Here is a 15,602-nt window from a genome sequence, read left to right on the forward strand (position 1 = left end):
ACTGATCCAATGCATTGTTAAAGCGTGTAGTCGAAAAACTTACGGCTTTGTGGGCCTGCGCTATTGGTGTTGACCTTGTTGGGGTGTTTATATTCGCCCCAACTTGCCACGTTGCGGCCCACGTTAAGTTTAGGGAAACTCAGTGGCTCGCTTAAACCTAATGTAACATCGCTATTCTTCGCGTTTGCTTCCATTCCCAAAAATTGCAGTAACTGACTCAAGCTTCCTGCATGGCTAACATCAATTGAAATAAAGTCTTCCCGCCCATTAAAGTAAGCGAATACTTCTTGCTGATGCTTTTGATAACAAGCAATTAAGTGCTCACTGCTGGCAGGTTCCGCCACTTTATCTATGGCGAAAGTATGCCTAAAACTGCGCTTTAATATTGGATGGAAGCGGCCTGTTTTTTCATCCAAATGGGGTGCCATTTTACCAAGTAACATCTGCATCGAAGGCAACCAAGTATTGATATCTCGGTCGAGATAGACAAACACTGCTTCGGGAAATAATAAATCCAACTGCTGATAATCGCTGAAACAAGGCGTGTCAGACACTGCATCGGCAAGCATAAATGCCTGCTTAGTAAAGGCCATGTGTGCCACTTTTAGCCCTTGCTCCAATAGCGCCACACTCACACTCGTGGTGCCCGTGCGTGGCAAACCTATGATAAAGACTTTCTGCTTTTTCACCTTTATCTGTTCGTCACTGAGCGCATTCGACTGGACTGGATGCATTGCATCTTGCGTCGCAATCGGTGAATGACCAGTAGGTTGAACATTGCCGATACGCTGTGCATTAGCAGTACATTGTACGTGAGTCGAGGTTGGTGAATTGTTGGCGTTATCAGGCATAGGTTAGGCTCAGAATGTGTGTCAGCGGTGCGGTAAAGCCGTAAGTTATCACCTCGGCGTTTCACATTGGCGTGTCAAATCAGCGGCGGCAGTATATCTCAGTGCGAAGGCTTTGTCGGTGGCTACACATAAAAGTCACGCGTAGCGGCAATACACCACAGTAAAGGCGCCACAGTATCGTATGGCCGCTGTACGATAAAAATGGCTGACCGCAAGGCTTAGAAACGAGCTCCCGGATTACCAACAAGGCACATTTCCCTGTATTGCATAGCCATGTTGGTATTGATGAGGCGAATAGGTTTGTTAATCGCCTCATTATGTGAGTAGAATAGGCTTGTTATTTGATTCATGGGGTAGATATGTGGATTTGGCAGCAAGCCGATTGGCCTAAGTTTCATTGGAACACCAGCAGCATTGATGCCTTGCTGCGTCAGGTCTATTTCAATCAGGGCCTGTTGCTTGGCAAGCAAATGCTAAGTCACGACGATAGCTTATTAACTTCAGACGCTGCACTTGACACCTTACTCGCTAACATTATCCATTCCAGTGCCATCGAAGGTGAAAAGCTCAATGCGGCTTCGGTGCGCTCATCCTTAGCTAAAAAACTTGGCGTGACTGAAGATAAACCGTATCCGACAACAGCGCAAACCGATGGTTTGGCTGACATTATGCTCGATGCCTTAAAAAATTTAGATACAGAGTTAACCCTTGAACGGATATTGGGCTGGCATAAACAGTTATTTCCCCAGGGTTATACGCTGTTTAACCCTGTTATTGGCGGAGCGCTGCGTGGCGATACACCTATGCAGGTTGTCTCTGGCCGCATTGATAAACCAACAGTACATTTTGAGGCACCCTCTAGAGCGGCATTGGATGCTGAACTCTCGCAGTTTATCGAATGGTTTAATGCTTCACGGCAAGCGCAGGTTTTAGATCCGCTTATCCGTGCGGCGATAACACATCTTTGGTTTGTTACTCTTCATCCACTTGATGATGGTAATGGGCGCATCACGCGTTTATTGACTGATTTAGCTTTGGCGCAAGCGGAGAAACGCTCGATTCGTTTTTACGCTATGTCGGTCAGTATTCTTGCCCGTCGCCAAACTTACTATGACATTTTAGAGTCCACTCAAAGGGGGGATGTCGATATTACTCCTTGGTTAGTATGGTTTTTTGAGACCCTCAATGATTGCTTACTCAATGCGATGGCAGATGTGAGCAGAACGCTGTCGAAAACTCAGTATTGGCAAAGTGTCGACCAATCTTTATTGAGTCAAGAGCAAGCCAAAGTACTCAATTGCATGTTAGACGGCGATTTTGAGTTAGGGATTAATAGTAGCCAGTATCAAAAAGTCGCTAAGGTGAGTCGCGCCACCGCCACCCGTCATCTTGCGCAAATGGTCGAACAGCACTTTTTAGTTAAAGCCGACGCCGGCGGCCGAAGTACAAGGTACTTATTGCCGAGCGGAAAGTAGCGAGATCTTTGATTTAAGGCTCAGCAGTGGCCACAAAATGGTATCGCCCGCAGGCACGCCGTAAACTCTTCCTTGAGGGCTCCACCGCGCCATCCATGGCGCAGAGGGCCTGCTTATCAATACCATTTTCCGCTGTGCAGCCCTTGTACCGCTTTACCTTCAGTGTGGTACTTGTGTGAGGTTATAAATTAGCAGTTGAATAAGCGCATACTCACAATTGGTATCCACATTTCTTCTAATTAAATATCAGTATGTTATATTGCACCAAGCTGCTTAGATAAGGATTGATAACGAATAATGGAAATTCAGATTGGTGATGTACTGAGATATAAAAAGCCAGCATGTGGAGAAAACATGTATGAAGATGGCTACCTCAATTTCCATTTTCTAACCAAATCAATCGAAGCCAACAATCTGCAGCTTGAAAAGGGAATAAACCCTAGTGCCAAGATTAAAACCAGCTTGGGCCAACTCGTCCGCCCGGCAATACTCATTTCCAGTAGTCCAAATAAGAAAGGTTCAATAGAAACACCCTGGGAAGATTTTTATGACGTTGATAACGGTCATATCCGCTACTTTGGTGACAATAAAGAACCTGGTAAAGATCCTGCTACTGCACCAGGTAACAAAGCGCTACTCGAAGCTTTTCGATTAGCGCATTCACATTGCCTACTAGAGCGCTCTCTTACTCCACCTATCTTATTTTTTAGACGCGTAGTTATGAATGGTGTTGCTAAGGGTTATCCCCAGTTTCAAGGATTGGGTGTGATTAATAGCATAGAGCTAGTAACGCAATGGGATAACAAACTCGGGCGTACGTTTACCAACTATGCCTATGACTTTACCGTTTTTTGTATAGCAGCAGAGCATGAAGAGTTCGAATGGGATTGGATAAATAGCCGCCGTAAAAAAGCTTTTTCTCTAGAGATGACCAATCAAACAGCGCCTAAAAGCTGGCGACAATGGCTGAGCGAAGGTAGCAATGCTTTAAACAAACTACGACGCCGAGTATCTAAGTTAAAGCTAGAGAAAACGATAAATCAAAAGCCTATTCCGGGTTCTGAGTCTGACAAAATTTTAAATCAAATTTATGATTACTACGCTAACAAGAAGCATAGATTTGAGGCGCTCGCTGAGGAGATTGCAGAGCGTGTTTTAGACAGAGAGCTAGGCATTTATCAAAAAGGCTGGGTGACTCAAGGCTCGGGTGACGGTGGTGCCGATTTCATCGGTAAGGTGACTTTGGGTAGTGGATTCTCCAAAGTGGAGTTGATTGTGCTAGGTCAGGCGAAATGCGAGTCACTCAATACGCCTACGGGTGGTAATCATATTGCTCGTACAGTAGCCCGCTTAAAGCGTGGCTGGCTAGGTGTGTATGTAACCACCAGTTATTTTTCAGATTCAGTTCAACGAGAAGTGATTGAAGACAAGTATCCAATAGTCTTGATTCATGGACGAAGGCTTGCAGAGGAAGTTGCTAAGATAGTCTATGAAAGCGAAGCGTATTCGAATGTCACAGAGTTTTTAATCGCGATGGATGCAGTGTACCCATCGCGATTAAAGCAAAGGCAAGTTGAAGAAATATTAAACAGCTAAAACATAAATGAGCAGAGATTTAGATGTCAGACTTTTTGAATGAATTAAAAAAACGCAATGTTAAAAGTTTTAAAAGATATATAAATAAAATTCGATTTCCATATTTTAAAAAGCTTAAACAGCATACTGAAATTACTTTTAACTTCCCATTTACAGTGCTGGTAGGGCCAAATGGCTCAGGTAAGTCATCTACGCTTCAAGCATTATATGGTTGTCCTAATGGTAAAAATGTGAGTGATTTTTGGTTTTCGACTTCTCTAGACCCTATAGTAGAAGGTAGTGGTGAGGTCAATAGGTTTATATATCAATATAAGCCTGATGGATATAATGCTGAGATTGAAGTTATTAAAACACGTAGAAAAAGGAAGGCCAAAGGTAATCAACCAGAAGATCCTGATTATTGGGAAACGGCTAGACCTTCAATTAAAGATGGTATGAATAGCATGCCAGAGTATAAAGCTTGTCATGCTGAAATTAGAAGTGATACACGCTGGAACGCTATTAATAAAGATGTGGTCTACATTGATTTTAGGGCAGAATTAAGTTCTTTCGATAAATTCTTTTATTTTGGAAAATTTGAAAAAAGGCAAAGTATAAGATCAAAACAAGATTTTATAAGGCATCGTTCAAAAGCGCTTCGCCAACATATTGATGATAACACTAATTTCCCCATAACCTGGCACTGTCGCACAACTAAATCAGTTGTAAATCTTAATGAAAATGAATTGTACTGGGTAAATAGGATTCTTGGTAAATCATATATTTTAGCAAAAATTGTTACGCATGATTTATATAACAATGATGGTTATTCTATTATTTTTACTAATTCAGATGAACGCTATACTGAAGCCGTGGCAGGTAGTGGTGAAGTATCTGTAGTCAATTGCGCTGTTAAAGTGCTCAGAGCTAATAAAGACTCCTTGATTTTGTTAGATGAGCCTGAAGTTTCTTTACATCCAGGAGCACAAATTGAACTTAGGAATTTACTTCTAGATGAAATTAGAAAGAATGGTCACCAAATTGTTTTATCTACCCATTCTGAGCATTTCGTTTATGGCCTTCCAAATAATGCTATAAAACTTTTTCAATATAACAATGTAGATGGAAGGTATTCAATCCTAAATGAATGTTCTCCACAGCAGGCATTTATTAGGTTAGGCTCAAAATCATATGGCAATAAAAAATTATATGTTGAAGATGAGCTGGCTAAGGCTTTGGTTGAAGAGGCTATAAAAGAGATTGATCCAGAGTTACTTAATACTTATTGTGTTATACCTTATCCTGGCGGGGCACCAACAATTATTAATAACTTGCTTGTCCAATTTTTAATAGATGATGATTTTAATGATGATATCGTGTTGTTAGATGGAGATATGCTTTCATCTATAAATGAGACTGATAGGGAAAAATATAGTGAAGAGCTTAATTTAGGTGAAATTGCTGTTAAGTTATATAGTCAAGATATACCCGAGTCTTCACATCCAGATTTAGATGATATACTGCAAAAACAAATTAAAGGTTTGGGGTGTGAAATTAAACTTCCTTTGAATGGCGGCAATGCAAGTAATACAGAACAAAAAATAGAATTCAAACTAAAAATACTGGACTTGTATCATGGAAGATTTAGATTTATGAATGTAGATACGCCTGAAGAGTTTATTTGGGAAATGGCCGTAGGTGATAGACCTACAAATATTGATGCAATTAAAGAAGATTTTACGATAGGGACATATAAAGAAAGATTTAGAGATGCGGTAATTTCAAATCTAGGTGAGGCTAATGCAGATGCTAAAGCTATATTTGCTTTGCAGATTGCTTTCTTGCAGAAAAGAAATAAACAACATCCATTATGGGGAAGTTTTAAAGAGCTGCTTTCAAGTATTTTAAGTGTTGAAAAAATGCACAGTTAAGATTTTGGTTTAAAACTATAAGTGAGATTTTTATTTCGCGTGATAGTATACATTTATAGCTCATGCCCACGGATTGAGTGGGCATATATTATAGGTTGTAACTGAAGAAATTTAAGCAGAACTTTGAATATAATGTATGAAATTTTTAGTTCTTCAATGCATATGTGTAATTTTTGCCCTGTTATAATAATTGATAATATGGTTTTCCTCTAAATAGGATCCTCTAATTGCACTACATCATGCCGGTGTTACAGTAGCGTCGAGCTTTCCGATAACAAGATTTAAATGGATTTAGAATGCAATTGGCATTTAGTTATTTTGGGCGAGGCAGAGTGATTACAGTGACTTATTATTTGGAATAGCTATTTAGACAGATGACTATTTATTATGGTTCAGTAATATTTAGTTTGATAGATTTTCCATTGTTAATATAAAAGTTTATTTTTTTTGAGAATAAAAATATTCTATACTACGATTTGATGATTTTCTTGATTGTGTTTATTAACACTTTTCCTAATTTAACAGGAACTGCATTACCTATCTGTTTACCTTGTTGAGTCGAAGTGCCCAAAAAATTAAAGCTATCAGGGAAAGTTTGTAATCGAGCGGCATGACGTAATGTCATACCTTGGTTTTTCCAAGGGTGAACAAAACGGCCTTTAGAGGGGTTGTTACATCCTGTAGTGATGGTATTACTTGGTAAGTGGATCATTACTCGGCCATATACGTCTTTATGACCTTTATATCCATTTGAATGGCAGGGCAGCCTAAATTCTTCGCCAGCGTCTTCGCGGCTTCCATTTAAAGGTGTAGCTTCAAATTGCCTAATCATTTTGGGTGTTGGCTGCATTGTGATGTTACAAGGATCATCCTCTTTTACTGCTTCACCATATTCTAGGTTGAGTAGGAGATCTCTTGCTTCATCATCTGCAAGCTTAGTTTTTGGTCGAAAATACTCTTCAATATATTGCTCTATAAGGTCTGCTGGTATTTTTTCAAATACAGTAGAGGCCGTTTTCCAGTAAGGTGATTTATTACTAGACGGTGAGAAGTGTGTCGCTGCTGGCGGAAAATTTGCAGCATCAACATTCAGGTCTTTACGTGTACCAAAGATAAAAACACGTTTACGGTTTTGTGGCACGCCATAGTCTTTAGTATTGAGAATGTCGCAAAAATGAATGGTATAGCCATGGGTTTCTGCGAGAGCTAGAAGCTGATTGAGATAGTTTTCATGGCGTTTCCATAAAAGTCCCGCCACGTTTTCAATCAAGAACGCTTTTGGTCGTAAACCATCAACAAAATCAAAATACTTCAACAGAAGCTGATTTCGGGGATCATCAATACCTGCACCGTTAATCCTATGAGTAGAGAAGCCTTGACATGGTGGGCCACCAAGGAGCAAATCCAATTTTCCTGGTTTGAGCTTTAACTCTGTCATTAAGGCGGGCAAGTCGACAGCATTAATATCGCCATTAATTAATTTAGTTGGCGCTTGTAGGCGTTCAATGAGGTTACGTTGATAAGTAACCGTAGCGGCTGTATCTAGTTCGATAGCTGCGATGACATCAATGCCACATTGATGTGCGGCAAGAGATAAGCCGCCAGCACCCGAAAATAGATCTATCGCTTTCATTAATCATCAGTCCAAACTCAAATTTCGAACCGCAAATTATACATGGCAAGCACTATTCCGCTAGCTTTTAGTTTGTGATTGAGGAGTTTGTAATTGTGATAAAACTTAATGACTAACTTATGTTCACATCGTACAAAATAACGCCACATGCTTAGTCGTTAGATAGCTTTTTTGCATAAATGCTTTTGGGGCTATAAGTACAGATACCTGATAGAGCTGAGGTCATATTAAAATCGACATTGTTGCACCAGTGGCCGTCTAAAGCAGGGAGGTTTTAGTCGAGCCTACATGGAGGTATGAACGGCGTGTCACAGGGGAAATAATGTGGGTTAAGTGACTCATTTCATGTATCACTTTTTGATCTCATTTTTAAATTTAACTCTTATATCAATTGGTAACGAGTAATCCATCCATAAGCAATTAATCCTCTTTTGCCCTAAAACTAATAAATTGTTGTGCTTCTGTCAGTGCAAAATCAAAATGAAACGCTAGCCCTGATTGAATTTCTTCATTATCAAAGCATACCGACCATTCAAAGCCTCCCCTGTACCGATCTGGGTTTCGTTCGATGTAGATCTCGTATCCACACCATTCTTCTTCATAAGGTACAAAATAAGCCTCTTCAAACTGGCTAACGGATTGGTATTCCATGATGTAAACCTAGTGTATTGGTGGGCTTATATTCTCAGGCATTGCTGTTGTATGCTCCACGGACTATGAGTCACATCGAATAGTTTTATTTTATTAGTCGGGCATTTATGTCGTTTGGGCTATTAGGTAATCAATGCGAGATGCTGCAAACTAAGTCACTGTTTCGAATGGTAGCGCGGCTGCAACTGGGGTCCGCTAAGCAGACCCTCCGCGCTAGGGACAGCGCGGTGGAGCCCCCATGGATGGGTTCACGGCGTGTCTGTGTGCTGGGCCAGTTGCGTAGCACTGTTACTGGCGGCTAATTAGTTTCAAGCTTGGTTTTTCAGCTTTGGGTGCATCGCCGCATTATCGCTACGGTTTAATATCATGGTTACCGTATTGAAACGACCTTGGCGCTCAGTTGCTGTTTTATCTGCTCTAGATAATCAATCAGTTCACTGGGTTGTTCAAATTCAAGCTGTAGTGTTGGCTGAGAAGCGGTACGAATTTCTGGGTGTATGTTGTCGCCGTCATTTACGGCCGAAATGATGGTGTAGCGGGGATAATCTTCTTCGCGACAAATGGGGTCGGCATAGTCTACCCAAAGAATAAAGTAGTCGCTTTTTTGTTTGAAATAAAAGCTGGGGCACATGTCATTTTGGTAGCTTTTATCAATGAGAAATGGGTATAAGCTTAGGTCGAAGCCAAGATCAAATTCATAGCCAAATGTTTGATGGTAAGCACTCATATTTCTGCCTTTAATCATCGCATTAAGTGATGTTAAGTATAGTTAAAGTATTTGCTTAACGAACTGTTTTATCTGGTTTAAATGTGTTTTCATTAGTCTGTTTTGGCTGTGTGGTTATGTTCGTTATAACCATTATGTAAAGCCGTATTTATCCTTAACCCTATCTAATAATTGCTTAATCTCTTTGCTAAGAACTCAATCAAAAATTCAATCAATACTGTCACTTTGGTTGGGAGGTATTTTCGTTGCGGATAGTCTGTGAGCGCCAGTATCTTCTTTAGAGAAAGTACCGACTAGAAAGCCATTCATATAAACGTCAAGTGCTGCCATTACCACTCCTGAGCCCATTGCTTATTGTTAGATGGGCCTGTATCACTGTCACTCGCGTTGCGAGGTTTGAGTTCTATTTCGAGTTCGAGGGCTGATAAGAGTTTGAAAAATGTATCAAGTTTAGTGCTGTCGGGATTCTGTTCGAAGTTGGAAATTGTGCCTTGGCGTAAGCCAATTTTCTCACCAATTTTAGCCTGAGAGAGTCCCTGTGATTGGCGAACATCTTGTATATAAGCGCTAAGCTGTTTGGTTGTGGTGATCTTCATCTTGAATTCCCATTATTTCCCAATACGCTTTAAAGTATAAACATAACTTAACACGCTATAGCGTATAGTTAATGTTTAAGACGTTACAGCGTATAATTTGTTTATATACGTTGTAGCGTATAAATAGTGGCTAAAAATGCAAGTGTAGTATTGATTAAAAACATAAATCTGATTGTTCAAATGATTCGCTATCCGCCGCTCGAGAGAGTCAGTCTGATAGTCTATTGTTTATTTTTCATAGGGGGTGAAAGAGAGTTGTCCTTCCTCATTACTGACAAGTGAAAATTTACCCTAACTTGCCACTCGCCAACTTATTCATCAAAAATTCAATCAATACACTCACCTTAGTCGGCAAATGTTTTCGCTGTGGATAAACCGTGTAAATGCCATGTTCGGGGAGGGGATGATCTGTGAGCAAGGCTTGTAGGCGGCCTGCTTGTAAGTCGGCGTCGACCATGAAACGCGGCAGGTTGGCTATGCCTAGACCATCGAGTGTGGCTTGGTGGATGGCATCACTATTGTTGACTTGATAGTTACCGTTCGGCTGGATGCGAGTTGGGCCCTGCGGGCTTAAGAAGGTCCATTCAACACCATCACGAAAGTATGAGTAGAACAAACAGTTATGTTGGCTAAGTTGCTGCGGCGTGTGTGGCGCAGCGTGGCGAGCAAGATACTCGGGTGAGGCGCAAATGACACTTAAACAAGGGGCGATTTTACTGGCAATCAGGCTGGAATCTGGTAGCTCGCCGATACGAATCGCTAGATCGAATCCGCCAGCAATTAAATCGGTTGTCTTATCATCCATCTGCATTTGCAGCTGTATTTTCGGGTAACGGCGCAGAAACTCGGGGATTAAAGGGGCGATATGCAAGCGGCCAAATACCATAGGGGCTGCAATGCGTAAATTGCCCTGAGGCGCTTGTTGTAGCTCGGAAATGGCGTCCAATCCGTCTGCTGCGAGCTTAACTGCAGGGCGAACGTAGTCGAAGTAGCGGGCGCCTGCCTCGGTAAGACTTAAGCTGCGAGTGGTACGGTGCAGGAGTTGAATACCCAGACTTTGTTCTAATAGGGTAATGCGTTTACTCACCGCCGATTTACTCAGCCCAAGCTTTTGACTTGCCAGTGAAAAGCTACCGCATTCCACGACAGTGACAAAGATAGGTAGTGCCGAAAAGTGCTCCATGGTGTCCTTAGATTATCGCGTTCCCCAGCCATTATTGTTGATGATACCTCAACAGTCAGTTTTTATTATCGTGGTTATCATCGCCCTTGATGCAAGGTAGACTAATGCACTTGCTGATTGCGGGTGTCGACTGTGAAGCCTAGTTATTTTCGCGCTCATCGCTCATGTTTATCGCTTATCTTGATTACTGCTAGGTAGTTAGCCACAGTGTTGCCGCAATCGCCGATGTACCATTCTCGATGCCACTGAACGGCATAAGGATGGGTCTTAGCTATTTTGTCAGAAAGAGAGTTCCTATGTCCTTGCCTTACCAATGGATTTTGTTTGATGCCGATGAAACCTTATTTTATTTCGATGCCTTAAAAGGGCTTCAATTGATGTTTAGTGAGTTTGGGGTCGATTTTACCCAAGCCGATTTTGATGAGTATCAGTTAGTTAACAAACCACTTTGGGTTGATTATCAAGATGGCAAGATAACTGCCGCCGAGTTGCAGACCATACGTTTCGAGCCTTGGGCTGACAAATTATCTGTCACGGCCATGACCCTCAATAGTGCTTTTTTATCGGCAATGGCCGAAATTTGTTCGCCGCTACCCGGTGCCCGCGAGTTATTAGCCGCGCTCCAAGGTAAGGCTAAATTAGGCATCATCACTAACGGTTTCACTGAGCTACAAACCGTGCGATTAGAGCGTACAGGATTACAGCATCATTTTGATATTTTAGTGATTTCAGAAAAAGTCGGCATAGCCAAACCTGATGTGGGTATCTTCGAACATGCCTTCGAACTCATGGACCATCCTGAGCGCGAGACTGTGCTCATGGTCGGCGATAACCCGCATTCAGATATCCAAGGCGGCATCAATGCAGGTATTCATACTTGTTGGTATAACGTCCACGGCCACGATGTACCCGCCGGTATCGCCCCGCACTATCAAGTGAGCTCGCACCAAGAGCTGCAAAAAATCCTGTTACCGTAAACGATTGTTCACTGAGCCTAGCTCAGTACTTCGCACTCGATATTAGTGAATCAGAGTGAGTGCTTTAACTGATATTCCCTCAGTGTCATAAAATACAAAAAGCCCTTACATTAAGGGCTTTTGGGTATCTAAAACGCGTTAACTATCATTACTCAACGTTTTGGATCTGAATATTTTTATTTGTAATAAAACCATTATTTAACAATGGATAGCATGTTTTATTTTGTGGTAATTCGCATTGATACCCACCGATATACCCACCAGTTGGAATTCTATAGAAGACACTTCAACAGAATGCGTCAGTTTGTTCAGGTGAGGCCTTTTAGACGCTCTTCGAAGTGATGGTGCAAAAGTGGCTTAATGTCGTCCAACATTACAAATGGAGTCCCCCAGCGTTCTATCTTGGTAAATATGTTTTCGTAAAGTCGAGTGATTAAGCTTTGTGCGGACTCATTTTTGTTAAACTCACTCGTATTTTTGAGGAGTTTTTTCATTAGTTCAACTGCTTTCATTGTGTAAATGGTTTCACGTATAGCCACAGGATACGTGAAGTATTTAGCAAAATATTCCCATTCTTTGTACCAAGAATTTATCACATCGGGATATTTGTCTCCCCAAATAACTCTTACTTCAGATAACACTAATTCTGCTTCAGTTATGCTCTGTGCCATCTTGATTTTTAGTAAATCATCATTAAAGTTTTTTTGGTCTTCGAGTAGTACCGATTCAGTCGAGTTTCTAATTTTTCCTAAGATACATAGTTGTAGCTCTGTTTGAGGATATAGGGTTTTCAGCGCAGCTATAGAATCCTTATGGCTAGTATCTGAACAGATAGTTAGGATCTCTTTAACCCCACGTTTTTTAAAGTCGTTGAGTATGTGTGCCAAACTATGATTATTTTCTATATTATCAGATAGATATAAATCTAATAATTCAATGCTACCAGCCTCATTGAGCACGCAAACGGTACTCACAATGAGATCTTTTTCTTTTGTTTCATGATGATTCTGAATGATCCAAATCACTGGATATCTTGAATTTAATTCGCGTTTTCGTCTATTTTTGATCTCTAGGGGTAATTTGCTATAAATAGCGTTAACGATACCAGCCTTATTAACGGATTTAACTATTGGTACACTACGGTTAGCTCTGGGTTGGTCTTTAATGACTGATGAATGAGGTTCTTCGCCTTCAGGCATGTCGTTTGATATTGGGATTTGTTCCTTGACAGTCGCGGTATCAGTTATGTTGTGTGGATGGGCGACACTGTCATGTTCAGGCGAATTTTTAATCGTGTTACTTTGCTCACTATTGCCTATAACCTTGTGGTCTTCAGCCGGAAGAGTCGTTTCACTTTGCTTCATCGATGGCAGAGATGATGCTCTGTCGCATTTTATAGTGTCTTTGTGCTCATTTAAGACTTCTGGTTCTATTAACTCACCTTGCTTGGTTCTGTTTGACAGCAACTCTTTGTTTATTTGACTAATTGTATTTGTTGTGGCCGTTGGGTTAGCATTGAGGTGTTCGTGAGCTGTAGGAGTGCTGTCCTCTATTTTGTCTTTGGTTTGCTGATCTAAATCTTCGTGCCCGTCGATAATGTCGGAAGCAGCAAATTTATTTTTGTTTCCATGATCATTTTTTAAACCTTTCTCTCTCGATTTTTTTTCATGTTCGAAGTCAATGACATTCTCACCAGCTGGCTTTGCCCCGCTTTGTTGGGCTTGTTTCTTGCTTGAGGCCTGCTTTTTTTGAAGAGCTAGTTCTTTTTGAAAAACAATGTCTTTATCCTCTATGGTTCTATTGATTTTTTGCTTCTTACTACTTGTTTTGACTAATTCATTTTTAATCAATGACGGGTTCCATTCCTGTATCATTTCCGAGATGAATTCAGATTTTTTACTGTTTTTACTGATTTTTTCCAATTTATTAAAAGTAGCACTGTCGATTGTCACAGTGAAGGAGACTTTACCCTTCGAATTCTTTCTACATTTTTTTGTTCTCCAGGTCCCCCCCATCGTTTTTGCAATGACTGTTGTTGATTCTAATGTGTAGCCTCTCTGTACCATTTGATCTGCGAGTGAACGGACGATGGTATTGGTGTCGATATATTCAGATGGAATATAGAACCCTTTCTTATACAGATGCTCTCTGATCCATTTGATACTGTCTGGAGTCTCAGAATTCAGAAAACTGAAAAGCTTTATTACATCACCATGCATTAGAATCATCTAATTTTCCGTTTTTGCATATTTAAAAATATTATAAATTTTTACGACGTTACAATGTAACGTTACAAGTAACGACATTAATCGTTTGTGACCAATTATACTAGGGTTTTCTTAGCAATAATGTGTATTATTGGTAAACACGTATGGAATACAAAGGACATTAATAGTGAACGTACTTGAATCAATGACGGATGCACCGCCTGAAACTAGATTGTTGCTGCTCCAATGGTCCACCTTACAAGGCGGTCTTTTTATTGGTGGTGACATTCAGGATTTAAGTAAATTGTTCAAAATGCCAAAGAGAACTATCGCAGCTGGCTTGCACTATTTAGTGCAAGAAGGGTATATGTTAAAATTCCCAAACCTTGATGTGAGTCCTTCACCCGATAAGCCACGCTCACGTTTCCACTTTCAATTGACCAGTGAAGGGTATCGGCGCTGTAAAAACACACTCGCTACTTGTGACTTCCAAGAAGAGTTAAGAGATGTGCTGTTTGCTACGGACCTGAAGTTGCCTAGGCAAGGCATTCGCTTGCAATGGGCATGCTTAGTGTTATTGGCTAATAAGGCTGGCTATGCCATTGGATATTCGACTGAAACTTTAAAAAAATGGTCGGGTTTATCGGACAAGCAATTGGAACAAAATTGGAACTTTTTGGTGAAAGCTGGTGCAATCTCTTTGGTAGCCAAAGAAGTTAAAAACAGTGATTTTTTTGTGGCTTTACCCACAATGTATAAGCTCGAACTCCGCAGTGCAGCCTTAAATTGCGTAAATTTTGGCGTGCCTGTACAGCAAAACCATTTGCAGGAATTTAACTTTTTAAGGGAGGTTATCAGCTTCAATAGTAAGTTCCAGCAACAAAAGAAACAGCAGCAGATCCCATTGCAAAATAGTGTTCTCGATGACAAGTCGTATTTAGCTATGGCTAAAGGTTTTCTTGATCCCAGACTACGCGTTTACATTCACCATCTATGCGTATCTACGGTGCTGTTAGGGTTATCGCATGAGAAGGTGCTTGATACTTCTCATGACATTTTGAAGAATGAAACACTACAACGGTTTATCAGATCGGCCTTGGAATATGGTTTGTGCATGCCCGAAAGTTTAGTCATTTCAGCCAAAGGCCTACATTCGAACGATTGTAATGTTCAGCAACCAACTGAAAACGATACTGCTCATTTGATTGATTTTGCCCTCAAAGCTCTAACGGATGAGTTGATGTTTAAAATTGCTGAGTTTGCACCATTTCTAAGATTATTCGTTCGTGAATATAAGCTATTTCCAAATTTTGTTGGGTGGTTGCCTGGACATTTTATGCATTCAACCCGAACGATAAAGCTTGCAAAGGTTGAGAAGAAAAGTGAGCAAACTGAAGCTCTGGTAGGCGATGATGTAAGCAGTGAACAGCAGAGTAGAGAGGAGCGTGAGTTTACCACTTTTGTCTTGCAACTATGGTTACCTACCTCAGCTAAGGTCAAAGATAGCATGGTGCTGGGTGATCAGATCTTGGCTTACCAAGGATGGAATTTGGTGAATTCTCCAAATATTGTAAAGGTCAATGAAATCAAAGTTCACAAAATGCGCTTCGGTTGTGACTAAATGGTCGTTTAATTGTCGAGCGATGTGAGATCCCATCGCCCTTGCTCGCCCGATCTACCGCTCAATGATTGACGGGGATTTCAGTTATTGCGATTGTCTGTTTGTTAATACTATTAGTCTGTAGTCATACCTACTACTCAATAGTATCCACTCGACCAGTATCTCTAACACTACC

13 protein-coding genes are annotated in these 15,602 nt (G+C 40.9%); 5 read left to right on the forward strand and 8 right to left on the reverse strand.

Features of this window, described 5'->3' with window-relative positions; all coding sequences use genetic code 11:
* Nucleotides 1-17: 17 nt before the first annotated feature.
* The gene (locus L5L94_RS18235) at nucleotides 18-851 is read right to left on the reverse strand and encodes a sulfotransferase (RefSeq protein WP_263164407.1); all 834 of its coding nucleotides are present in this window, start codon (nucleotides 849-851) and stop codon (nucleotides 18-20) included.
* Nucleotides 852-1,210: 359 nt separating this feature from the next.
* Here L5L94_RS18235 and L5L94_RS18240 point away from each other — a divergent pair, with 359 nt between their 5' ends.
* The 3 genes from L5L94_RS18240 (at nucleotide 1,211) to L5L94_RS18250 (ending at nucleotide 5,832) form a co-directional block, all read left to right on the forward strand.
* Entirely contained in the window at nucleotides 1,211-2,326 is a 1,116-nt protein-coding gene (locus L5L94_RS18240) for a Fic family protein (protein WP_263164409.1), read from the forward strand.
* Between the two features lie 297 nt (nucleotides 2,327-2,623).
* On the forward strand, nucleotides 2,624-3,922 hold the full coding sequence (locus L5L94_RS18245; RefSeq protein WP_263164411.1) for a restriction endonuclease: 1,299 nt from the start codon (nucleotides 2,624-2,626) through the stop codon (nucleotides 3,920-3,922).
* 23 nt (nucleotides 3,923-3,945) lie between these two features.
* Nucleotides 3,946-5,832 carry an ATP-dependent nuclease gene (locus L5L94_RS18250; protein ID WP_263164412.1) on the forward strand — a complete coding sequence of 629 codons (1,887 nt, stop codon included), beginning with the start codon at nucleotides 3,946-3,948 and terminating at the stop codon, nucleotides 5,830-5,832.
* Between the two features lie 469 nt (nucleotides 5,833-6,301).
* Here the strand turns inward: L5L94_RS18250 and L5L94_RS18255 are convergent, their stop codons facing one another.
* The 6 genes from L5L94_RS18255 to L5L94_RS18280 form a co-directional block, all read right to left on the reverse strand.
* Nucleotides 6,302-7,465 (reverse strand): DNA cytosine methyltransferase, encoded by a 1,164-nt coding sequence (locus tag L5L94_RS18255; protein ID WP_263164414.1) that lies wholly within the window; start codon nucleotides 7,463-7,465, stop codon nucleotides 6,302-6,304.
* A 420-nt stretch (nucleotides 7,466-7,885) separates the two neighbouring features.
* The gene (locus tag L5L94_RS18260; protein WP_263164416.1) at nucleotides 7,886-8,116 is read right to left on the reverse strand and encodes a hypothetical protein; all 231 of its coding nucleotides are present in this window, start codon (nucleotides 8,114-8,116) and stop codon (nucleotides 7,886-7,888) included.
* 370 nt (nucleotides 8,117-8,486) lie between these two features.
* Complete coding sequence (locus L5L94_RS18265) at nucleotides 8,487-8,843, reverse strand: hypothetical protein (protein WP_263164418.1); 357 nt, start codon at nucleotides 8,841-8,843, stop codon at nucleotides 8,487-8,489.
* 207 nt (nucleotides 8,844-9,050) lie between these two features.
* Nucleotides 9,051-9,173, reverse strand: coding sequence for a hypothetical protein (locus L5L94_RS18270; protein ID WP_263164420.1), 123 nt, complete (start codon nucleotides 9,171-9,173; stop codon nucleotides 9,051-9,053).
* The gene (locus L5L94_RS18275) at nucleotides 9,173-9,439 is read right to left on the reverse strand and encodes a helix-turn-helix domain-containing protein (RefSeq protein WP_168826547.1); all 267 of its coding nucleotides are present in this window, start codon (nucleotides 9,437-9,439) and stop codon (nucleotides 9,173-9,175) included. The genes L5L94_RS18270 and L5L94_RS18275 overlap by 1 nt, the downstream gene beginning before the upstream one ends.
* Nucleotides 9,440-9,725: 286 nt before the next feature.
* Nucleotides 9,726-10,622 carry a LysR family transcriptional regulator gene (locus tag L5L94_RS18280; RefSeq protein ID WP_263164421.1) on the reverse strand — a complete coding sequence of 299 codons (897 nt, stop codon included), beginning with the start codon at nucleotides 10,620-10,622 and terminating at the stop codon, nucleotides 9,726-9,728.
* Between the two features lie 296 nt (nucleotides 10,623-10,918).
* Here L5L94_RS18280 and yjjG point away from each other — a divergent pair, with 296 nt between their 5' ends.
* Nucleotides 10,919-11,599, forward strand: a complete 681-nt coding sequence (gene yjjG, locus L5L94_RS18285; protein ID WP_254451432.1) for a pyrimidine 5'-nucleotidase — start codon at nucleotides 10,919-10,921, stop codon at nucleotides 11,597-11,599.
* Nucleotides 11,600-11,907: 308 nt separating this feature from the next.
* On the opposite strand, the gene L5L94_RS18290 is transcribed toward yjjG, so the two are convergent.
* Nucleotides 11,908-13,827, reverse strand: a complete 1,920-nt coding sequence (locus L5L94_RS18290; RefSeq protein ID WP_263164423.1) for a transposase — start codon at nucleotides 13,825-13,827, stop codon at nucleotides 11,908-11,910.
* A gap of 166 nt (nucleotides 13,828-13,993) precedes the next feature.
* Between L5L94_RS18290 and L5L94_RS18295 the strand changes: the two genes are divergently transcribed.
* Nucleotides 13,994-15,427 (forward strand): hypothetical protein, encoded by a 1,434-nt coding sequence (locus tag L5L94_RS18295; RefSeq protein ID WP_263164425.1) that lies wholly within the window; start codon nucleotides 13,994-13,996, stop codon nucleotides 15,425-15,427.
* The last annotated feature ends 175 nt before the right edge of the window (nucleotides 15,428-15,602 follow it).

Origin of the sequence: Shewanella sp. SM21, assembly GCF_025654335.1 — a bacterium.
Lineage (GTDB): Bacteria > Pseudomonadota > Gammaproteobacteria > Enterobacterales > Shewanellaceae > Shewanella > Shewanella oncorhynchi.